The organism is Njordella calcicola, assembly GCF_056494125.1.
This window is the reverse complement of sequence record NZ_CM151396.1, coordinates 1,818,162-1,839,752: the sequence shown is the minus strand read 5'-3', so window position 1 is coordinate 1,839,752 and position 21,591 is coordinate 1,818,162. Positions and strand designations below refer to the sequence as shown.

19 protein-coding genes are annotated in these 21,591 nt (G+C 51.3%); 15 read left to right on the top strand and 4 right to left on the bottom strand.

Annotation, left to right across the window (positions count from 1 at the left end; genetic code table 11):
- The first annotated feature begins 151 nt into the window (after positions 1-151).
- From SH302x_RS06990 to argF, 5 genes are all read left to right on the top strand, one after another.
- Positions 152-1,507, top strand: a complete 1,356-nt coding sequence (locus SH302x_RS06990) for a Gfo/Idh/MocA family protein (protein WP_479368014.1) — start codon at positions 152-154, stop codon at positions 1,505-1,507.
- 132 nt (positions 1,508-1,639) lie between these two features.
- Positions 1,640-2,164, top strand: a complete 525-nt coding sequence (locus SH302x_RS06985) for an adenine phosphoribosyltransferase (protein WP_479368013.1) — start codon at positions 1,640-1,642, stop codon at positions 2,162-2,164.
- A gap of 337 nt (positions 2,165-2,501) precedes the next feature.
- A complete protein-coding gene (locus tag SH302x_RS06980; protein WP_479368012.1) occupies positions 2,502-3,620 on the top strand; it encodes a GNAT family N-acetyltransferase in 1,119 nt (372 codons plus the stop codon).
- A 259-nt stretch (positions 3,621-3,879) separates the two neighbouring features.
- The gene (gene argB, locus SH302x_RS06975) at positions 3,880-4,782 is read left to right on the top strand and encodes an acetylglutamate kinase (protein ID WP_479368011.1); all 903 of its coding nucleotides are present in this window, start codon (positions 3,880-3,882) and stop codon (positions 4,780-4,782) included.
- A gap of 72 nt (positions 4,783-4,854) precedes the next feature.
- Positions 4,855-5,817, top strand: a complete 963-nt coding sequence (gene argF / locus SH302x_RS06970) for an ornithine carbamoyltransferase (protein ID WP_479368010.1) — start codon at positions 4,855-4,857, stop codon at positions 5,815-5,817.
- On the opposite strand, the gene SH302x_RS06965 is transcribed toward argF, so the two are convergent.
- Complete coding sequence (locus tag SH302x_RS06965; protein ID WP_479368009.1) at positions 5,814-6,407, bottom strand: rhomboid family intramembrane serine protease; 594 nt, start codon at positions 6,405-6,407, stop codon at positions 5,814-5,816. The genes argF and SH302x_RS06965 overlap by 4 nt on opposite strands.
- Before the next feature lie 116 nt (positions 6,408-6,523).
- On the opposite strand from SH302x_RS06965, the gene SH302x_RS06960 reads away from it, so the two are divergent.
- Together SH302x_RS06960 and SH302x_RS06955 are read left to right on the top strand one after the other, a co-directional pair.
- A complete protein-coding gene (locus SH302x_RS06960) occupies positions 6,524-7,813 on the top strand; it encodes an asparagine synthase-related protein (protein ID WP_479368008.1) in 1,290 nt (429 codons plus the stop codon).
- Between the two features lie 3 nt (positions 7,814-7,816).
- On the top strand, positions 7,817-8,818 hold the full coding sequence (locus SH302x_RS06955; RefSeq protein ID WP_479368007.1) for a hypothetical protein: 1,002 nt from the start codon (positions 7,817-7,819) through the stop codon (positions 8,816-8,818).
- On the opposite strand, the gene nth is transcribed toward SH302x_RS06955, so the two are convergent.
- A complete protein-coding gene (nth, locus tag SH302x_RS06950; RefSeq protein WP_479368006.1) occupies positions 8,801-9,448 on the bottom strand; it encodes an endonuclease III in 648 nt (215 codons plus the stop codon). The two genes, SH302x_RS06955 and nth, sit on opposite strands and share 18 nt — an antisense overlap.
- 331 nt (positions 9,449-9,779) lie before the next feature.
- Here nth and SH302x_RS06945 point away from each other — a divergent pair, with 331 nt between their 5' ends.
- Positions 9,780-11,474 carry a proteasome accessory factor PafA2 family protein gene (locus SH302x_RS06945; RefSeq protein ID WP_479368005.1) on the top strand — a complete coding sequence of 565 codons (1,695 nt, stop codon included), beginning with the start codon at positions 9,780-9,782 and terminating at the stop codon, positions 11,472-11,474.
- A gap of 29 nt (positions 11,475-11,503) precedes the next feature.
- Here SH302x_RS06945 and lysS read toward each other — a convergent pair whose 3' ends face one another.
- Complete coding sequence (lysS, locus tag SH302x_RS06940; protein WP_479368004.1) at positions 11,504-13,066, bottom strand: lysine--tRNA ligase; 1,563 nt, start codon at positions 13,064-13,066, stop codon at positions 11,504-11,506.
- Positions 13,067-13,174: 108 nt separating this feature from the next.
- On the opposite strand from lysS, the gene SH302x_RS06935 reads away from it, so the two are divergent.
- On the top strand, positions 13,175-13,630 hold the full coding sequence (locus tag SH302x_RS06935) for a response regulator (RefSeq protein WP_479368003.1): 456 nt from the start codon (positions 13,175-13,177) through the stop codon (positions 13,628-13,630).
- Positions 13,631-14,015: 385 nt separating this feature from the next.
- On the opposite strand, the gene lptB is transcribed toward SH302x_RS06935, so the two are convergent.
- Positions 14,016-14,837, bottom strand: coding sequence for an LPS export ABC transporter ATP-binding protein (lptB, locus tag SH302x_RS06930; protein ID WP_479368002.1), 822 nt, complete (start codon positions 14,835-14,837; stop codon positions 14,016-14,018).
- 382 nt (positions 14,838-15,219) lie between these two features.
- On the opposite strand from lptB, the gene SH302x_RS06925 reads away from it, so the two are divergent.
- From SH302x_RS06925 to SH302x_RS06900, 6 genes are all read left to right on the top strand, one after another.
- Entirely contained in the window at positions 15,220-16,479 is a 1,260-nt protein-coding gene (locus SH302x_RS06925) for an efflux RND transporter periplasmic adaptor subunit (protein WP_479368001.1), read from the top strand.
- Positions 16,480-16,754: 275 nt separating this feature from the next.
- On the top strand, positions 16,755-17,117 hold the full coding sequence (locus SH302x_RS06920; RefSeq protein ID WP_479368000.1) for a TadE/TadG family type IV pilus assembly protein: 363 nt from the start codon (positions 16,755-16,757) through the stop codon (positions 17,115-17,117).
- Entirely contained in the window at positions 17,114-18,331 is a 1,218-nt protein-coding gene (locus SH302x_RS06915; RefSeq protein WP_479367999.1) for a vWA domain-containing protein, read from the top strand. Before SH302x_RS06920 ends, SH302x_RS06915 begins: the two co-directional genes overlap by 4 nt.
- A 23-nt stretch (positions 18,332-18,354) precedes the next feature.
- On the top strand, positions 18,355-18,951 hold the full coding sequence (locus SH302x_RS06910; protein WP_479367998.1) for a TadE/TadG family type IV pilus assembly protein: 597 nt from the start codon (positions 18,355-18,357) through the stop codon (positions 18,949-18,951).
- 364 nt (positions 18,952-19,315) lie between these two features.
- Positions 19,316-20,059 (top strand): hypothetical protein, encoded by a 744-nt coding sequence (locus SH302x_RS06905; RefSeq protein ID WP_479367997.1) that lies wholly within the window; start codon positions 19,316-19,318, stop codon positions 20,057-20,059.
- Between the two features lie 132 nt (positions 20,060-20,191).
- A complete protein-coding gene (locus SH302x_RS06900) occupies positions 20,192-21,589 on the top strand; it encodes a polysaccharide biosynthesis/export family protein (protein WP_479367996.1) in 1,398 nt (465 codons plus the stop codon).
- Positions 21,590-21,591 lie beyond the last annotated feature (2 nt).

Here is a 21,591-nt window from a genome sequence, read left to right as displayed (position 1 = left end):
AATAAGCACCCGGTTTTTGCCTTTTGATCCGCGTAGTGGGCGGTTGTTCTGGATTGCAAGCAGCCGCAGTCCTGCTACAGTGGAAGTTACGGTATCGCTGGATGGCATCAGCGGCTTATTTAATCGCAATACCCAAAGAGAGCAAATTGCCATGGGACATAAGACATTAAGTGACAACAAAATCGAGACAGTGGAAAAATCGAGCGATTCGCGGCGAAATTTTTTGAAGAACTCTTCAGCACTGATTGCTGGCGGTTCATTGGCTGCAGGCACTTTGCCTATCTCCCGCTCCGCGTACGCCGCTGGAGATGACACTATTAAATTAGGGTTGATTGGCTGCGGAGGGCGAGGAACGGGAGCCGCCACGCAAGCACTGGCGGCTGATGCAAACACAAAGATTGTCGCTTTCGGCGACGCGTTTGAGAACCGATTGAACAGTGCCAAGCGGGGTATTCGCAGCCGATATAAAGATCGCGTCGATTCGGAAGGCCGTGAGTTTGTCGGAGTGGACGCATACAAAAAAGTGATCGAGTCCGATTGCGACATGGTGCTTTTGGCAACTCCACCAGGCTTCCGCCCCCTGCATTTTGAAACTGCGGTGAAGGCCGGCAAGCACGTGTTCATGGAGAAACCGGTTGCCAGCGATGCCCCCGGAGTGCGACGCGTACTGGAGGCCAACAAGATCGCCTTGGAGAAAAAACTTGCTGTCGCGGTTGGTTTGCAACGCCATCATCAAACCGGTTACCGTGCCATTATTCAAGAACTGCAAAATGGAGCCATCGGCGATATCATTCTTGCACGCGCTTACTGGAACTCCGACGGCGTTTGGATTCGCAATCGCGAGCCCAACCAAACGGAACTGGAATACCAAATGAATAATTGGTATTACTTTAATTGGTTGAGCGGGGACCATATCGTAGAGCAACACATCCATAATTTGGATGTCATCAACTGGCTAATGAATTCGCATCCTGTCGAGGCTCAAGGGCAGGGGGGCCGCGAGGTCCGCAAGGGAGATGACACTGGCCAAATCTTTGATCATCATATGATTGAGTTCACTTACCCCAACGGCACCAAGATGTTGTCGCAATGCCGTCACATCCCCAACACCTGGGGCTCGGTCGAAGAGTTCGCTCATGGCACCAAGGGCTGGGCCGACATTTCAGGCGGCAAGATCTACGACTCCAGCAATAAAGTCGTTTGGACCGCACCGGCAAGTGAAAACGGTTGGGAACACGAACACGTGGACCTATTCAAAGCGATTCGGAACGGGGAAATCCCTAACGAAGCTGAGTACGGTGCTCACAGCACCATGACGGCAATCATGGGTCGTATGGCAACTTATTCCGGTAAGAAATTGAGCTGGGACGATTGCATCAACAGCAAACTCGCTCTGGCGGATTTCGATAGCTTGAACTCGTTCCAAGACCCTGCGCCATTGCAACCCGACGAAAGCGGGAAGTACTTCATTCCAGTACCTGGCCAATCGATCGACAAGATCCTGTAAGCATTCATCGTTTGCTAACAAAGTTTAAAACGCCGAGCCTCAACGGGCTCGGCGTTTTTCGTTAGAATACGTGCTTCGACAAGGAACTGATCCCTACGTCTTAGTCCATTTTCCCGTTTCCCACGAGAGACAATGAAATCCGATCTTGATCTGTACAGTTACGTCCGAGATATCCCTGATTTCCCAAAGCCTGGAATTCTGTTTCGTGACATCACGCCCATGCTGGGCAATTCAATTGCATTTACCGAGATCATTCGGCGACTAGCAGCCCCATTTCGTGAACAGGACATCGACGTGATTATCGCCGCAGAAGCGCGAGGCTTCATATTTGCGTCACCGTTGGCAGTGGAGCTGGACGCTGGATTTGTACCAGTGCGAAAGCCAGGAAAGTTGCCTCACGATAGGTATTCCTTCAGCTACGATTTGGAGTATGGGCAGGACACTTTGGAGATTCACAAAGACGCGATCGTACCAGGCCAAAAAGTACTTGTTGTTGACGATTTGCTGGCCACCGGCGGGACCGTGGAAGCATGCTGTCGGCTGCTACAGAACAGCGATTGTGAAGTAGTAGGCTGCGCTTTTGCAATCGAGCTTGAGGGGCTTCGCGGTCGAGATCGCTTGAAGGATTACCCGGTCTACAGCGTCTTGCAATACTAAGCGTTACTGATCTTTAGTGTCATCAATCGAAGCCGCATCTGAATCGATTTTGCGGTTGCAGGCGATCAATAACCGGACATCTTGTGACGGATGGTTGTAGCGGTTGTAGCAAGTTTTCCTTTGCCTAACTTCAGACGATGCAGTTTTGTGCAGCATTGGAGACCAAGCCAGGGGCTGCACCTGCATCTGCAACCTAAAACTATCTGTCTTAGGGCTTCCCGCTTGAGCTAGTTGCACGAAGGGAATCACATTCCTCCAAGAAGAACAACTTCATCGGCATACGACCACGGAGGACCTGGGAGTAGGATTTCAATTTTGCATTTCGATAGGTTGAGCAGTGTACACGGTAGAAACAATCGAATCGGTTGATGCGTGGCAATCACATCGCGATTCGTTCGATTTGTTGGCTGGCACGTACTTCACGCGACGGTTTGCATGGCTGAACGCTTGGTGGCAGGTCTATCAAACCAATCAACTCCAATTGTGCATACTTGTCGTTCGATTTGAAAGAACGGTTGTAGCGTATCTGCCTCTGTATCGCGACGCATCGCGTTCGGGCAGGAATCTAGAACTTCTGGGCAGTGGTAGAGTTTGTAGCGACAATTTAGGTATATATTGCGCAAGCGGTCATGAACAGCAGGCATCCGAGTGCATTGCACAGCATTTGTTTGCAGAAGGACTTGCAGGCCAGTGGGACACCCTGCGATTGGAGGGTGTGCGGAACGATTGTCATGCGATGAACCGTTTCTTGTTGGCGATGCGGAAATACTTCAACTCAGATTTCGCCGAGACAACCGATCAAGTTTGTCGAGAAATCACGCTCGCGGACTCGTTAGATAACTGCATTCGCAATTCGATGTCTCACGGGCAGCGATGCAAGGTACGCCGCGACATAAAAAATTTCTTGACCACAGGACGCTTTGTGCAACAAGTCGCTCAGACCTGGGAGGAAGCGAAGTCGCACGTGAGTGCCATCAGTTTGCTGCACCAATCGCGATGGAATTCCAAAGGCGAAGGGGGCTGCACGGCGGCAGCGGGATTCAGCGAATTTTTGCACGCAGCTTGCCAAGCGTTATGGAAAGAGAAATCTTGGTTTTCTGCTCTCTATTACTTGGATGGAGAGCTGGCTGCGGGGATGCTGGGAGCTGTAAGCCAGGAACGGCTGAGTGTCTATATGACGGGGATCGAGCCGAACTTGCTGGAATTCCGACCGGGTATTCTGATGAATTTGGCGGCGATGCAACATGCCACTCGACTTGGCTGCAAGGCCTACGATCTAATGCGCGGAGACGAAGAATACAAGTCCCGACTAGGAGCTCACGCGGTCTCGCAGTTCGTCTGGACTGCCTCGGCCCCGCGAGTTTTACCCAGATTACGGGGACGCGTCCAACAAACCAAGGACATGCTGCGATTATGGTTCAAGGAAACGTACCAAGAAACGCCGACTACTCGTTAAAGCAGGGCTTTGAAGTCGATAAGCAGTACAGAGATCGCCTCCCTTGGATTGACACAGTCGGGTAATTCAAGGTAAATTCTCAAGTTTTTCCCGCTGCACATGCACGTTGCCCAACCAGTTAAAATTCTCAGTGGATTGTTGCTGGCGCAGGCGTCCCCGCGGGCTGGTACTAATTAAAATCATTGTCATAGCGTCTAACGCTCGGCCCTCCGAGCGTTATTTTGTTTTGAACCGCCACACCCTCAGGAAGTTATTCATCGTGAATGAAGCGATCGCCAAGGCAGACACTCTTATTGAAGCCATGGGATGGATTCGCCGATTTCGCGGGAAAACTACGGTCATCAAATTAGGTGGTTCGATGATGGATGACCGAGTGGCCATGCATCATATTCTCCTGGACATCATTTTCATGGAAACCGTGGGCATGCGTCCGGTTATCGTGCATGGTGGTGGCCCGTCGATCAACAAGGCCATGGAAGCAGCCAAGATTGAACCCAAATGGGTCAAGGGACGTCGCGTTACCGACGAGAACGTGCTGCGAATCGTTGAAGCAACATTGGCGGGTACCGTCAACGAGAACGTAACGGCGGATATTGAAAAACTTGGCGGCCGCGCCATGAACTTAAGTTTCAAAACGACGAACGTTTTGTTTGGTGAAAAATTAACCGTCGATGAATCCACGGGCGAACCACTCGACTTGGGTTTCGTCGGACACGTGACCAAGGTCGATCGACAGCCAATCGAATCGTTGACCTATACCGAACAGATCCCAGTGATCCCGTCGATGTGTATCGATGCCAACGGACAAAAATATAACGTCAATGCGGATACTGCAGCGATGGCGGTCGCGGAAACATTGGGGGCCGAGAAACTTATTTTTGTCAGCGACGTCAACGGCGTCCGACGGGACAAGGATGATCCAAGCAGCGTCATTCATTCGATGTCTGCATCTGAGGCCAAAAAATTGATCCATGATGGTGTCATCGTTGGCGGGATGATTCCAAAAGTAGAAGCATGCTTATCGACGTTGAACCGGGGCGTGGGCAAAGTCCACATCGTTGACGGGAAGCTTCGCCATTCCTTGTTGCTAGAAATTTACACCACCGCTGGCGTTGGAACTGAGATCACTTCCGACCGTTCAAAAGGAGAAGTTCTTCGGTAGGTTGCAACCTCACAATGTATGCTCAACTGTAAGAGCTATGATATTGGGCTGCCGACGAAGGCTCGTTTTCACATGAAGAATCGACATTTACGAACTCTGCACGATTTAACTGCATCGGAATTCCAAGTCATTCTGCAACTGTCACATCAGTTGAAGGAGATGCTGCAGCGAGGCGAGCGTCCCAGCTTGCTCAAGAATCGAGCCATCGCCTTGTTGTTTGAAAAACCTAGCTTGCGAACACGACTCAGCTTTGAAGCTGGCATGATCCAACTGGGCGGTTCCGCAATTTATCTGACCAACGATGTCGGCTGGAAACAGCGAGAGTGTGTTTCTGACTTTGTACGTGTTTTAGCTCAGTACTGCGATGCGCTGGTTTGTCGCGCAAATTCGCATGATACCGTACTCGAACTGGCCGAACATGATTGCATGACCATCATTAATGGCCTGACCGATCGTTCGCATCCTTGCCAAGCGCTGGCGGACTTGATGACCATGCAGGAATTGATGCCGTCGCTGGCAGGCAAACATCTTGTGTTTGTGGGTGACGCTAACAACGTCGCCCGATCCGTGTTCCACGCGTGTGCTTTGGCAGGCGTTCATTTCACCATGCTCGGCCCAACCGAATATGGTATGCCAACGGAACTAGTCGATTCGATCACTGCCAAGCATCGTGTCGACTTCCAACAAACAACCGATGCTCAGCTAGCGCTGAAATCTGCGGACTTCATCTACACCGATGTTTGGGTGTCGATGGGGCAAGAAGATGAAGCTGATCAGCGTAAACGTGACTTTGCAACTTTCCAAGTGAACGAGGCGCTAATGTCACATGCGCCCAGCCACGCCAAGATCTTGCACTGCTTACCGGCGCATCGTGGTTTAGAAATTACCGACGGCGTGATCGACAGTTGCCAGAGTATCGTCGTCCAGCAAGCAGGCAATCGTATGCACGTGCAAAAAGGTTTGTTGGTTTGGCTTGCTTTGCAAAATGGTCAGATCGATTACGCCAGCTTGCAAATGCACGGCTTGAGTATTTAGGGCGTTTGTCGTTGAGCCACAGCAATTCCCTTGCCCTTCAATTGCTTCGTCTCAAATAACGCGACCAAGCAGCCTGCAATGGCACCCGCCAAGTGTCCGTCCCACGAGACAAAGACGCCGGCCGTTGGCAAAACTCCGAAGATCAACGTCGATCCGTAGAGGAAGAAGACAACTAAGGCGACCAAAATCGATACTAGCCGTTTCTCTAGATAGCCTGCCAAAAGCAGAAAGGTGATCAAGCCATAAATCAGTCCACTTGCACCGACATGGATGCTGTTGCGGCCGATGAACCACAACAGTCCGCCACCCAAAATCGCGATAGAGAGGATGGTCGCGGTGGAATTGGCTCGAGAACCCGCCATCAACGAAAGCAAGACGATCAATGGAATAGTATTCCCGATCAAATGTCCTAGTGAACCATGCAAGAACGGCATGGTGAAGATTCCTACGACACCTTGCAACGTCCGAGGAATCAAGCCCCAGGAAGTAAACTGGACTGGCAAGAGCCGATCCAAAAAGTAGATCGCCCACAGGATGGCGACAAACCCCAGAATGACTTGGAGTTCTTGGCGGATGGTGTGTTTCGTCATGGCGAATGTTGAAGAATCTTGAATTAGCTATAATGATCGCATCTTTCGATTGTACCCCTTTCAGTTTCTTGCAAACTATGCACACGCATCAATATTTGTCTCGAGTGGAAAACCTGATGGATCCATCCGGGAATGTTTTGCTCAATATCGATTATGCTCAGGCGGAACATCTGGTCCGAACCGGCGATCCTTCAAAAGTGCAGCAGATCTCGGGACAATTCGCAATTGCAGCGATCGAAGGACGTAAAGTACGCATGGCCAGATCGATTGGTCGACCTATGCGATACTTTCTTGCCAAACAAATCGACGGGCCATGCCTGATCATCGCGGAGAGGATGGAGCAAATCCGGCAGCGGTTGATCGAGTTGGGCCTCGGTGACCAATTCCACCCATCTTATACGCGGATGGTGCCCGCTCACTACGTTACCGAAATCGAATTAGTAGGTTGCCCAGATCCGAATCCTAAATACCAACGCTACTTTACGCCCAAGCGAGACCGGTTGAAAGCGGACGTAGCATCGATCGGACGTGACTACATTGGCGCACTGCGAACGGTATGCAACGCATACCTGGACACGATCGACACAGCCCAACCGCTTGGCGTTTTGTTTTCGGGTGGAATCGATTCGGGTGCGCTTTTGCTAACGCTGAATCAATTGCTACTAGAACGTGGCCAGAGTCCGGCTCGATTAAAAGCATTCACACTGCGTGTTGATGGGCAGTCGAGTGACGCGGATCAAGCGGCTCGCTTTGTTCAAGCCTGTGGGATCAGTATGCTGTGGGAGGTGATCGATGCTACTCAAGCAGACATTGATTGGAAAGCGACCGTGGCGGTGCTGGAAGACTACAAGCCACTTGACGTCCAAAGCGGAGCGATGGCTCTTGCGCTCTGCCGCGGTATTCGCAAGCGTTACCCACATTGGAAACACTTGATCGATGGCGACGGTGGCGATGAAAACTTGAAGGACTATCCCATCGAAGAAAATCCGGAGTTAACCATTCGCAGTGTGCTCAACAATCTCATGTTGTATCAGGAGGGTTGGGGTGTGCATGCAATCAAGCATTCGCTGACTTACTCGGGAGGTCAAAGCCGCGGCCATATCCGGACGTGGGCGCCAGCGGCAAGCTTGGGATTCGAAGGCTTCAGCCCATTTGCGGTTCCAGAAGTGATCGAAGTGGCGGAAGGGATTCCTTTTGTCGAACTTACCAACTGGGATCACGAAAAGTTATATGCGTTGAAAGGTCAGGTTGTCGCGGCAGGTATCGCTCATTGGTGCAACATCGACATGCCTATCTTTCAAAAGTGTCGGTTCCAACATGGCAGCGTTGCACCAGAGCGTGCTGCTACGCTATTCCCATTGCACGAGCAAGAGTATCGCGACGCATTTCGATCCATGTGGGTCTAACGTATGGAGCTACGTGCAGACTCTTCCTCATCGATCAAGCGGCAACGAGTAAAGTTTCCGGCCGCAGAGGAAACTCATACGGCACAAGCAACGGACGTCCAGTCGATTATCGAAGTCGAACGCCGCGGGCCTCATTTGTATTGCACGCGGACAGTTTTCTTGCTGGGACGTCAATGCCCGCTGGCGTGTACGATGTGTGACCTTTGGCAACACACGATACTTGGTGCGACCCCCCAAGGAAGCATTCCCGATCAACTCCGCCGAGTGCTTACCGATGGAAAGCAATCGGATTGGATCAAACTGTATAATGCCAGTAACTTTTTCGACCCGCTAGCGGTTCCAGTCGAAGATTACTCGCAGATCGCAGAGCTTTGTAAAAACTTCCACCGCGTGGTCGTCGAGAATCATCCTCGCTTTGACAATCGACATATTACTCGATTCAACGATTTGCTGGACGCCCAACTTGAAATCGCGGTTGGTTTGGAGTCGACCGACGACGACACTCTTAAGCTTTTGAACAAAGAAATGACTTGCGATGGAGCTCGCAGATCGATTGAGAAGTGGATGAGCATGGGCATTGATATCCGCGTGTTTGTCCTGGTAAAACCACCGCACCCAAAGGGACGATTGATTGACTGGCAGCAACGGAACATGCAAACAATCCACCACGCGATTTCATGGGGTGTTAAGCACATCAGTTTGATCCCTACGCGAGCCAACTGGGGACCGCTGCAGCGATGGGCTAGTAACGGTTGGTACGCACCACCGACCGCGAGCGAAGTCGAACAGCTTGTGATCCAGTGCCAACGCGAGCTGACAAGTACACAGTTGGAGCAATGCACAGTATGGGTAGATCTGTGGGATTGGGACCAATTGCTCGGGCAATGTGATCTCTGTCGCGGACCGCGTAAGCATCGGATGACACAATGGAATGAAGCGGGGAGATTGCTTGCGTTCGGCGACGATTCATCAGCCGCCAAACAATGCTCATGCTTTTTTGGTTGAAGGCTTACGTTTGGGATAGAGGGTTTTGCAAATTTCGCAAACGGTCCCGTCGCAACCACGGGCCGAGCAATGTTCGCGACCGTAGTAGATGATTTGCAGATGCAGCTTGATCCAGGCATCCTCCGGAAACAGTTTCTTGAGGTCGCGTTCGGTTTGCGTGACGCTTTTTCCGTCCGACAGGCCCCACCGGGCCGCCAAGCGGTGGATATGTGTATCGACAGGAAAAGCAGGTTGCTGGAAAGCTTGGCACATCACCACGCTGGCTGTTTTATGCCCGACACCGGGTAGTGTTTCCAGTTCTTCCAGCGTCGTAGGGATTTTGCCTTCATAATTGTCCACTAGGATTTGAGACAAAGCAGCAATGGCCTTTGCCTTCTGAGGGCTGAGTCCGCACGGTCGAATGATTTCGCGGATCCGGTCTTCGCCCAACTCGATCAGTGCTTGTGGGGTTCGGGCAACGGCCCACAAATTCGGCGTCACCTTATTGACCATTTTGTCGGTGCACTGGGCGCTCAGCAAAACCGCAATCAACAACGAAAAGTCATCATGGTGGTCCAGCGGTACAGCCGGATTCGGATACAATTCGCCTAGGCGTTGCAGCACATAGTTCGCTCGATCTTGTTTCTTCATGAATGGTAAATGTGCCTGAAAATGTGCATTGTACAAGTCGAAACGGCGGCCGTTTGTCAAGTAAAATTTTGGCTAAAGTATGCGGTAATCTCGTTTCGCGGTTTGAAAAAATTTCTCACTTTCCTTGACGCAACGCGGTTGCTGTGAGCGACTCTTGTTAGAATAGGATGATTGATTGCTCGGATAACTTCGAGGATGTATTCGATGGACAATGCGGCACGTGACTGGGACGGTTTCGAAGAACCGGGCTTCGTAAACCAACAAAGAAAAACGTTGTTGTCTTCAAAGGACTGTAGAACGGTAGATGACCTTATCAGTTGGATAGCTGACGATGCGCAGTATCAAAGCTCGCAATACATCGCTGAAACGAAAGCCGATTGCGAAGGCGAATGATTCGCAGTTGCTGAATCGTTTGATTGGAGTCGAGACGGAATATGCATTCCGGTATTCATTTCCGACTCGACGAAACTCTCAAGCGCTCTATCAAATGCTTGTGAGTTCTTTTGCCGCACGTATGCCACTGGTGGAATCTCATCGCAATCCGAATCGCGTCTTTCTTGCTAATGGTGGCGCGATTTCTTGGGAGCCCAGCTTGCATTCGCTGTTGGGCTATCGTGGTTTTATCGAAAGTGCAACGCCACAATGTCGCACTCCGAAACAAGTTGTCGCTTATCTCACCGCGTTTGATCATATGATTGCCGAAGCGCTGGATGATCCGTTGGTGTGTAGCCAAGAGTTTGTACCACAAGCAGTCATTCGCAACAGTTGTGATGCTTACGGCCAACGCTATGGCCAGCAAGAGAATTATGACGTTCAGATTGCCTCAGGCTTTTGGCTTGTGTTGTGGTGGATTGGCTTAGTCCTGCTATTTCCCGTCCTTGCTATCCATCGCTTGATGTCGCGCGTGGTGTTGATGATCACGATTGGCATTTCGTTGAATGCGAGAGGGACTCAACTGGCCGACGATTTAAGCGAGGAGTGGGAGATCCCGAAGGAAGATCGCAGAATCAAGATCGCCACGTGGCTACTGCAAGTTTGTCATGCTCCCTTGGAGATGCTGTTCCATCGGCTTTGTTGCGCCGTGTTATTGCGAAAACATCGACGCGTGTTGGCTGCATTTTTGGCCTCGCGAGTCGCATTTGATGGCAGTGGCTTTGTCGATCGCACGGGAGCTTTTCGACTGAGTAGTCGCGCCATGCAAATGAACGCTTTCATCGGATTTTCTGGCAATGGCTATCGCAAACCAATGATTGACCTATCGCATTGGTTTCGAGCGATCTGCTTGGACGACTCGAAGTCGTTTAAGTCGTATCGCAAATTGTTTGGTCGCAGGCAACGGATTCAGATTTGTTGCGGAGACACCTCGACCAATGAGTTTGTGCGTTGGTTACAAATCGGCTCGACCTGCTTAGTGCTAGATTTGATCGAAAGTGGCCAACACTTTGAATTCCCTCGATTCAGCATGTCCGCTGACAAGCTCATTCAGCGATTTTCTAAAGACGTCGAACTTTCCCACGTTATCACCGCCACCAATGGGACCAAATGGACCGCGCTGTCGATCCAGGAGAATTTGATCAAACGAACTCGCAAGTTCTTCATGAGCCGCAATCGAGTGCCTTTGGAAGCGTGGGAAATCTTGAACGCTTGGCAATTGCTGATCGGACGCTTGCAGCGTCGCGGTCTGGATCCGAACGATGGGCAGTGGTTGCTGGCACGTTGCGATTGGTATACGAAAAAATCGTTGTTATCGCGTTTGCCGGCCAACGCTTCTTATGCGTCTCAAAAGAAAGTTGACATTCGATACCATGAGATCGGCGTAGAAAGTTATTTCCAGCGTATTGCCAAGTACCGAGAAGTCTCACCGGTCGTAGACTCTGCCATGCTCAACCGCGCTACACGCAATCCACCTAACAATACGCCAGCTACTCAGCGAGGCTATCTGATCCGTGAGTTCGCTCATAGCGGACAGATTCTGGAAGTCGATTGGGATCGCACGGTGGTGGCTCCTTGCGCGAAGGAGCCATAGCGATTGGGTGCATACAGTTTTCGCGACGATCAGGTTTCGTGCCTGAGCAGCGGGAACAAGATCACATCGCGGATCGAACGGGAATTTGTCAGCAGCATAACCAGTCGGTCGATGCCGATTCCCAAGCCGCCCGCTGGTGGCATTCCGTGTCGCAGAGCGCGTACGAAATCATGATCCATTTTGGCCATCGAGTCCTCTTCCGCTTGTCCGTCCAATTGAGTGCGAAACAATTCCTCTTGCAAAATCGGATCATTCAATTCGGTGTAAGCGTTGGCTAATTCCATTCCGTGCACAAACAATTCGAAGCGTTCCGCAACTTCCGGTTTGCCCGTCTTGCGTTTGGTCAGTGGGCAGATGCTGGCGGGATAATCGATGACGAAGATCGGTCCTTTCAATGCGTCTTCAACTTTCTCTTCAAACACTTCGCTCTTGATGACATCCGGATGCTTACCTTGGATATCGATGCCAATTTTTCGAGCCAGTTGAGCGATCCCGGCAGAATCCGAAGGCTCTAGGCCGGTGTTCTCTAAGAACAACTGATCGTACGTCTTGCGTTGGAAGGGAGGGGTGAAGTCGATTTCCAAGTCACCCCAATGTACTTGGTACCCTTGGCCTGTTGCTTTAAGAGCATTGCAAATCAGTTCCTCAGTCAAATCCATCATGGTTTCGTAGTTGGCATAGGCCCAGTACAACTCGATCATGGTGAACTCAGGATTATGCCGAACACTAACGCCTTCGTTTCGGTACACGCGGCCCATTTCGTAGACGCGTTCGATTCCGCCCACCATCAACCGTTTGAGGTGCAGTTCCAGCGCAATCCGCAGGAACAACTGCATATCCAGCGCGTTGTGATGAGTAACAAACGGCTTCGCAGCCGCTCCACCAGCGACCGTATGCAATGTTGGCCCTTCGACTTCCCAGAAATCATGCGCGGCCAATGTGTTGCGAATCGATTGAATGATGGTGGTTCGGCGTTTGAACGTCTGCAGCGATTCTTTATTGTAAGTCAGATCCACGTAACGCATACGTTGGCGAAGCTCTGGATTCTGAAGCCCGGCATGCTTCTCGGGCGGTGTTTCCAGCGATTTGGTCATAAAGTGCAATTGCTTGGCAAATACGGTCAATTCTGCCGTGTTGGTTCGGCCCAAGCGGCCATCGATACCGATAAGGTCTCCCAAATCAAACAGCTTGATCAAAGCAAACTGATCGTCGCCAACTTCGGCTTTGCTGATTGCAATCTGGATATCCCCAGTCCAATCGCGCAATGTAATGAAGACCAATTTGCCGGCGGTGCGCAGCAATACAATTCGTCCAGCAACACGCACCTCGGGACCTACTTCATGTCCATCGCCTTGCTCTGCTTTCCACGCCTTGTAGTCGACCGGTTCAGCAGCTTCAAAATTTGGGAGCGTCACCAACTGCCCGTCCGCTTTTTGAAACTTCACTTGTTCGAACATGCTACGGACTGCGTTGATCATCTTGCGATCATCAAATCGTTGTCCCCAGGGATCGATCCCTAGTTGCTCTATTTTGCGTAGTTTCTCTAGTCGTGCGGCTCGCAGAAAATCGTCGTCGGGAATTGATGGATCCATGAATCGATTGCCCTAGCGTTGGATTGCTCGGGTAGCGTAACAAAAGGAGGAAGCGGTCTGCGGCAGGTGCTGGCGGACCGGAAAAGGGTGAGATTGTAGAGGATACTGATGGAAAACCAAGCGGCAAAGCGACCAATGGTCCTAGTAATTGAATCGGACCCCTTAATGCTGACGGCTTTGGCTGCTGTGCTCGATTCAGCAGGCTTTCGCTGTTTTTTGGCGAGGACACAAGATGTTGCAATGACCGCCGTCAAAACCACGCACTTTGACCTCATCGTAGCTAGTATCGATGAGAATATTTTGGTCGCGGCGGCGGACGTTGCTAGCTTGCGGACCAATCAAATCAATGAACATTTGCCTGTCATCTTCATAGCGCCACGGCTGGATACCAGTTGGATAGAGCCGCTCAATAAAGCTGGCGGAGTTTACTGTTTGACTCGACCGTTCGAGCCTGAAAAACTGATCGAGCTATCCGAACAAGCTTGCACACTTCCGCATCTGAGCATCACTCGCTTAGCGCCACCCCGAGCCCATTTTGCCAACGACTGGGTCCGATTAACTTAATTTATCGTCTTCCTCGTCGTCAGAAGACTGATCGTCTTCGATGCGATGATCTTTTGGCTTGGGGACGTACAGCGTGCATCCAGCGACCGGTTGCCGCGGATATTTAGGCAGGGAAGGTTCACGGCACATCAGAAAGATTGATCCTTTGCCGGAAACGATGACCCGACAATTTTTGCAAGTGCTGCAAATTGATCTAGCGACGTGACTGGGTAAGACACTCATAGGCAAAGTGACGATAGCGTTAGATTCATGAAACTCTTCCACTGCGTCCCATCATAACCAATCGGCTAGGTTGTCAAATTGCTAAATGCCAATCCCAAAACCCGAGAAGTAGGATGGGCTTCCAACCCGTTGAGGGATTGCGGATAGGCTCTAAACCGACTTTCTATACGTCCATCCGCTTCAATTGGGCAGAGGTTCGTCGCAGCATGGCTGGTCGTGCAGGCTTCTGGCGAGGTACCTCTTCCGGCACCTGCGGCGTGTCGCCGTCCATATTGCCGAGGTATTGACGACGGACTTCAGGATGACTGCGAACCTCGTCTGGCGTTCCTTCGCACAGAACCTGGCCTTTACTAATGACATAGCATCGATCGACAAAAGCTAAAATTTCTCTGGCGGCATGATCGGTGATGAGGATTGAAATCCCCAAGCGACGTAGACGTTCAACAATTTCTTGAATGCCTTGAACAGTTACCGGATCGATCCCTGCAAAGGGTTCGTCCAACATCACAATCTGGGGATCGGAAACCAGACATCGGGCAATCTCCAATCGGCGACGTTCGCCGCCAGACAACTTCGAGGCTTTCGATTTTCGAATATGCGTAATATCGAATTGTTCCAGGAGTTCCTCGGTACGCTCCAGCCTTTCGCGACGTGGGACATCCAGCAGTTCAAACATGCTTGAAATATTTTGTTCGACTGTCAGTTTACGAAACACACTGGACTCTTGCGACAAATATCCCATGCGACCGTCTCTAGCGCGGCGGAACATCGGCCAATCGGTAACATCCAAGCCACCCAATGTGACTTTGCCGCGATCAGGCAAGACAATTCCGCAAGTCATCTTGAAGCTTGTGGATTTCCCCGCTCCATTAGGTCCTAACAGCCCCACGATTTCGCCTTCGTCGACACGGAAGCTCACACCGTTGACAACGCGTCGACGACCGTAGGTTTTCTCCAATCCGACTACATCGAGGATGGTTGACATTTGATGGATTTTTCCGCTAATTCAGGCCAGAAGGAATGCTGCCCGCGGTTAGCCGTAAAAAGCCAACCTTGAGAAACTCCTAATCGATCGAATGGCGAATGTAGCGAAAATGGGTTTAGAACGACAATGTCAATCGCGCAGCAAAGCCCCCTAATTGAAAGCAAATCTGCTAAGGATGCTGCCCCTCGCCCGCCAAGCCAAACAGCAAAGAGATCCAATCGCCTCGAAAGGGTCAGCCCACCTTTTCCAATAGATCCCAATGTTTCTAAGGCTGATTTTTGTCTACGAAATCCAAGTTGCTACGAATTGAGATTACACTTAGCGCTTTCTCGTCAAAGTGCTGATTTGAATAGTCGTTCCATCTCCCAACTGAATCCAACTCATGAAATTTTGGCTCAAGTGGCTTGTCGGTCTCAGCGTAATGTTCGGTCTCATCTTTCTGGCTGGCCGAGCGACGCAACAATACTTCCAAGCCCGAAGTAAGCCTGTTTGGCGAACAGTCCAAGTGGCCAAGGGCGATATTACGTTTTCCGTGAATGCCACCGGAAAAGTGCAACCATTGCATCGCGTCGCAATTGGAGCGTTCGTGAGTGGGCCGGTGGAAGAGTTGCTCGTAGACTTCAACGACCAAGTCAAACAGGGACAACTGCTTGCCAGAATCGACTCAAAAATCTATGACGCGGCTGTGCGGCGTGACGAAGCTCTGCTCAGCACGCGCCGTGCAGAATTACAACGCATGGAAGCGTTGCTGGAACAAGCCAAGAACGACGAAGTTCGTGCCAAACAGTTGCGATCTGTCGACGCAAACTTTATTAGCGAAACGGAACTGGATTCTCTGCGCTTTAGCAGAATCGCTAGAGAAGCCGACGTGGCAGTAGCGAAAACAGCGATCGACCAAGCCGAAGCGAACTTAGAGAACTCCGTCGCCAACCTGGACTACACGAGAATCACAGCCCCCTGTGATGGCATTATCGTCGATCGAAAAATCGACAGCGGACAAACCATCGCGGCATCTTTCCAAACCCCCGAACTGTTCACCGTTGCTCCCGATTTGGACAAATTCGTCAATATCGAAGCATCGGTAGATGAAGCTGATATCGGATTGATCCGTGAAGCACAAGAACGCAATCAACCTGTCATCTTTAACGTCGATGCTTATCCAAACATTCTGTTCGCTGAAGGTATTATCCAACAGGTCCGCTTAAGCAGTTCGGAAAGTCAGAACGTGATCACTTACCCAGTCATCGTCAAAACACCCAATCAACAGATGCGACTACTTCCTGGCATGACGGCGAACTTGTCATTCCAGATTTCCTCAAAAAGCGATGTGATCAAAATCCCCAACGCTGCGTTAAGGTTTTATCCTGACAAAAAGTTCGTCCATCCCGATGACCATCCGATCCTGGAAGGTAACACGAATCTTATGGACGGAGCCAAAGACTTAGTGGGCAAACAGTCTGCGGAAGAGAAAGTCCAGCAAGGTCGTGAACGCCGAAATCGACACGTTTGGGTGGTCGATGGAGAGTTCCTGCGTGCCAAAGCGATTGTAACCGGTATCTCAGACAACCGTTTTACGGAGCTGGTAGAAGGTGATTTGGATATTGGTGCCGTGTTGGTTACAGGTGAACAACCTAAGCAGTAACTTTAAACAATTGCGAGCATCCATCGCGCCGCAAATGTTCACTATTCGCGATCGGCCCGCCATACAATCAATACAGTTGCGCCAATCCTCAGCTTTTCTTTGTCAAGCTTCCTGACTACCGACATTCAAAACAGAGCTTTTGCTCAGCGCGCACTACGGTTTCTGCGTAGTCACCTCCAAATTGCGCAGTTTTTTATCGATCAAGTATCTTGTACAGTTCGAAGCCACGTTCGATCCTAACAACCCATCGGCGAGTACCCCGTGGTACGGCCGTCATGGAGTTGGCGATCGTCTTACCAGTTCTCGTTCTGGTTTTAATGGCCACCATCGAGACAACATCGATGATCTTCTTGAAGCAATCGCTGAAGATAGCGGCCTACGAAGCAACTCGAGTTGCGCTCGTGCCCAGCTCAAAAATAGAAAATGTCCAAGCAGCAGCGACGGAGATTCTTAACGTACGACGCGTCAAGTCATACACGGTCGAAGTCTCGCCGGCCAATTTTTCAGATCAACCCTACGGCACACCCATTACAGTAGCAGTTCGAGCCGAATGCTCTGCTAATAGCCTTTTTTCGCCATGGCTCTACCAGAGAAAAAATGTTCTGGCCAACGTTACGATGATGAAGGAAACTGAATGAGTCGTCCTTCACAATCCCGATGTTCTACGTCGGCCACTTTGATGATCGACCACTTTGAAGCGCAAGCTTGCCTGCGTAACGCTCACGTTGCCAGACGGAGCTTTGGCAAAAGGGCCCAGCGTCAAGGCGCGATCGTAGTTTTGGTCGCATTGGTCCTTCCCATGCTGCTTGTGCTCTCTGCCTTCGCCATCAATTCGGCCAACGTTGAGCTGTATCATACGGAGCTATACTGTGCTGCAGATGCAGCTTCACGTGCCGCTGGTCGAGAGTATTCCGTAACACGCGATCAAACTTTAGCTAATGAGTCGGCCAAAAAGTTTGCTGCCATGAATACCGTAGCAGGTGCTCCGCTGCTAGTCGCGGATTCCGATATTATCTACGGGACTTCTAGCCGAACTTCGCCTTCAAGCCGATACGAGTTTGTCGCTGGAACCGCGAACCCAAACTCGGTCAAAGTGACCGCAAACCGAACAAAGGGTTCATTGGGAGGTCCGCTGCCGTTGCTGCTGTCGAACGTTATCGGTATCAAAACCATGGATAACAAGCAGTCCGCTATATCTACACAAGTCGAAGTCGATATTGGTTTGGTTATAGATCGATCTGGATCGATGGCTTATGCCGCTAATGAACCAGCGATCTATCCGCCTGTTCCAGCGTCCGCTCCGCTGGGTTGGGACTTCGGTGCGCCAGCTCCTCCCGAAAGTCGCTGGCGAAATCTGGTTTCGGCGGTTGGCTTCTTTCTAAGTGAAGTCAACAGTTCGCCGTTAGATGCACAAATTGCAGTTTCCACGTATGCTGATTTTGCAGTCACCGACCAAGCACTGACTTCCAATTTCGCTAAGGCCTTTACGTCACTAACGCCCTATACACTGAGTTTTCCGTTGGGTGGCACCAACATTGGTGATGGAATTCAACAGGCCGCTAGTGCGATTGTTCATGGTCCGGGAGCGCGTCCCGGTGCAGTGAAAGTCTTGATCGTCATGACGGATGGGATTCACAACCTAGGGCACAGTCCTCATTCCGCAGCATCCGCTGCAGCGTCTTCGGGTGTCCAAATTTTTACCATTACATTCTCTGACGAGGCGGATCAAGGCGCGATGGCCGCCGTTGCAGCCAAGGGCGGCGGCATGCACTTCCATGCAAGCAATGCCAGTGATTTGCTGGCCGCTTATGAAGAGATTGCACGTCGATTGCCAGTCCTGTTAACAAAGTGATGTGTATGGCAAAGCAATCGTTCATGAACTCATTTAGAAATAGTACGATTCGGAAACGCAGCGGCGCGACGACCGTTGAATTCGCGATCATGCTGCCAGTGCTGGTCTTGTTTATCGTTGTGGGCATTGAGTTCGCTAGACTGGCCACTATTCGGCATGTCGTTGACAACGCATCGTATGAAGCTTGCCGACATGTCATTGTCCCCGGGGCCACAGAAGCCGAAGCAATTGCAGTCGCCGAGAAAGTCTTGAACAGGTTCCACATTTCCAATGCGACCATTGAAGTCAATCCGTCGCCCTTGACGCACTCGACCAGTCGAGTCTCAGTGACCGTGAGTGCTCCAGCCCTTGGCAACGGTTGGGGGCTCTTCCGATTCACCAAGCAAGCCGTCTTAAGCTCTTCCACATCCCTGCTGACTGAACGTGCGCCGATGGTACAAGCAGATGCTTTACCTGAACCACCGCCACCGCCACCTCCTCCGCCACCGCCGCCCAGCAGTGAACCGCCACCACCCAGCAGTGAACCGCAACCACCCAGTAGTGAACCACCGCCGCCCAGCAGTGAACCGCCGCCGCCGACTTCTCCGCCACCGCCGCCACCTCCAAAGCCGGTTTTGTAGCTAGCGGCAATCGCGAGGAACCTGCGCGCCGTTGCTACTCAGTACGCTCCAAGGCCTGGAAACAGCATGTCTCCCGCTTCTACTAGGGAGAAAACGACTGCTCGGACAGCTTGATGTTTAACACATTTGCCGGCGATTCTTGCAATCGAGCGCCGCTCCTGCGGATAAACGTTTCGGTTGATACAAGCGTTTATTCCGTTAAGACGGGCAGAAGCCGAATAATCGCTAAATTTTTGCACTCGAGTTGGCGATAAACACAATACGCTCATTTTAGGCTGGTGTCGTGCGATGCAAACGCACGCAGCTTGTACCTGAATTGAATTGAGTGAAAGATTCAATTTAAGCTTCTTTGGGGGGAAGCCTGATGGCCCATCAAACTTCCAGATCGCGCAAGTCGAAACGAATTCTACAAGCTGCAAAGCTTGCAATTGCCATCACTACCTCGTCGCTATCGCTTGCGGTCACGGGATGCGGGAGTATGCAAGTTGCTGAGAATTCTTGGAATTACAACTCATCCTGGAATAACTTCGTGATGAAGCATCGCAACAACGGGATGTCTGTCAAAGCATGGCATCGCCGGAAGCATCACTTCTGCAACGAAGCCCACTTGGATGCATTCTGCGACGGCTTCAAAGCAGGTTATTTAAGTGTCGCTGACGGCGGCGATGGTTGCACTCCGCCTTTTGCGCCGCGAGAGTACTGGGGTTGGGAATACCAAACCGCAGATGGCCAGCGCAAAGTATCGTCCTGGTTCGCTGGCTTCCCGCACGGTTGCCGAGCAGCCGAGGAAGACGGCATTGGCAATTGGACTCAATTACAAACTAGCTATGGCATCCAGCGCGAATATCATCAGGCTGGCCTAATGGCACCCAACCAGAATCCAGGCATGTATCCAATGCCTGAACGAGTCCCACCGGCAAAATCATTTTCAGGTGCCGAAGCGGTACCAGCAGCTCTCGGAGCTCCAGGTGTCCAAGAAGGCACTCCTGCATTGGAAGCAATACCCGGCCAAATACAACCTGAATTGCAACTGCCGCGACCAGGCTTGGAATTACCTACGTCGGACCGATCATCCAATCAGATTCAGAATAGCCGATTGGTTCGCTGAACCTAGTCGGGCTGATGAATAACACGCGTCGCACTTGTCGGACTTTGTGAGTCAAAAACGAACTTAGTCGATTTCCCAATAACTGTTTATCCTTTTTAAAAATCGACCCCACAGGGACGTGAGGGACAGAAAATGAAGTTTCTGAACGGACTCGCACAACAAGCATTCGGAGGGACGTCATCGCAGAAGAAGCGATGCCGGCTGTTAGGCTTGCTTGCTTTGATGACTACAGGCAGCGCGCTGACCGGCTGCTCTAGCATCACTACACCGATAAGTGGCATACCCGCTTCGCGCATCCCACCACAGTTTTTGGCTGAACCCAAAAACAATTATGTTCCAATTGACATTGGCAGATTATCGCAGCAACCGCCGCGACAATACTTGCTCGATGGCGGGGACATCCTAGGTGTGTACATCGAAGGCGTTTTGCCCTTCACTCCACCTGACCAACCGCCAGAGCCACCGCCGGTCAACTTCCCAGACAAGGGAAGCACTCTTCCACCATCGCTGGGCTATCCAACCGCTGTGCAGGAAGATGGTACGATCGCGCTACCCTTGGTTCGACCGATCAATGTTCGCGGCATGACTGTAGAACAGGTCCGCGAAGTGATCCGAAATGAGTATCTTCGTGCTCAGATTCTGCAAGAGGAAGACGGCCAAGTCTTGACTCCTATTGTCACGCTGATTCGAGAGCGAACCTATGACATCACTGTCGTACGGCAAGACGTATCCATGATGGGCGGTATGATGGGCGGTGGCGCTCAATTCAACCGTATGGGTTATCTGCGCGGCGCTGACGAAAGTGCTGCCGGCAACGTAGTCCAATTACCCGCTTACCAAAATGACGTGCTGCACGCTCTAATGGCCACCGGTGGACTCCCCGGATTGAACGCAAAGAATGAAGTGAAGGTGATCAAAGCCAGTCGCTACCGTCCTGCAGAACGAGATCTTTTCGTGCAGAACTTCTATCGACACTACTATGAGAACCCAGATCCATGCGGATGCCCTCCGCCATTGCCCGAAGATCCGAACATCATTCGTATCCCACTCCGTTTGCCTCCTGGAGTTATCCCCAACGTACGTCCTGAAGATGTATTGCTGGAAGACGGCGACATTATCTTGATCGAATCTCGCGAAGCAGAAGTCTTTTACACTGGCGGTCTGCTGCCTGGTGGAGAATGGCCGATCCCTCGCGACTATGACCTGGATGTTTTGGGCGCGATGGCGATTGCCGGTAGCGGTGTGGCCTCCGCTCAACGTGGCGGCGGCGGGGGCGGTGTGTTCGGTAACCTCACGAACTCTGTTGGGGGCGTTCCGCCAGGGCGGATATACATCCTTCGCAGAACACCTTGCGATGGACAGATCAACATCGAAGTCGATATGGCCAGAGCGATCAACAATCCACGAGAACGCGTGTTGATCCAGCCAGGTGACACGATCATCCTACGCTACAAGCCAGAAGAAGAAATCCTGAACTTCAGCCTTGGAACCTTCTTCACCTTCGGTATCCAGGAATTGATTCGCCGATAGCC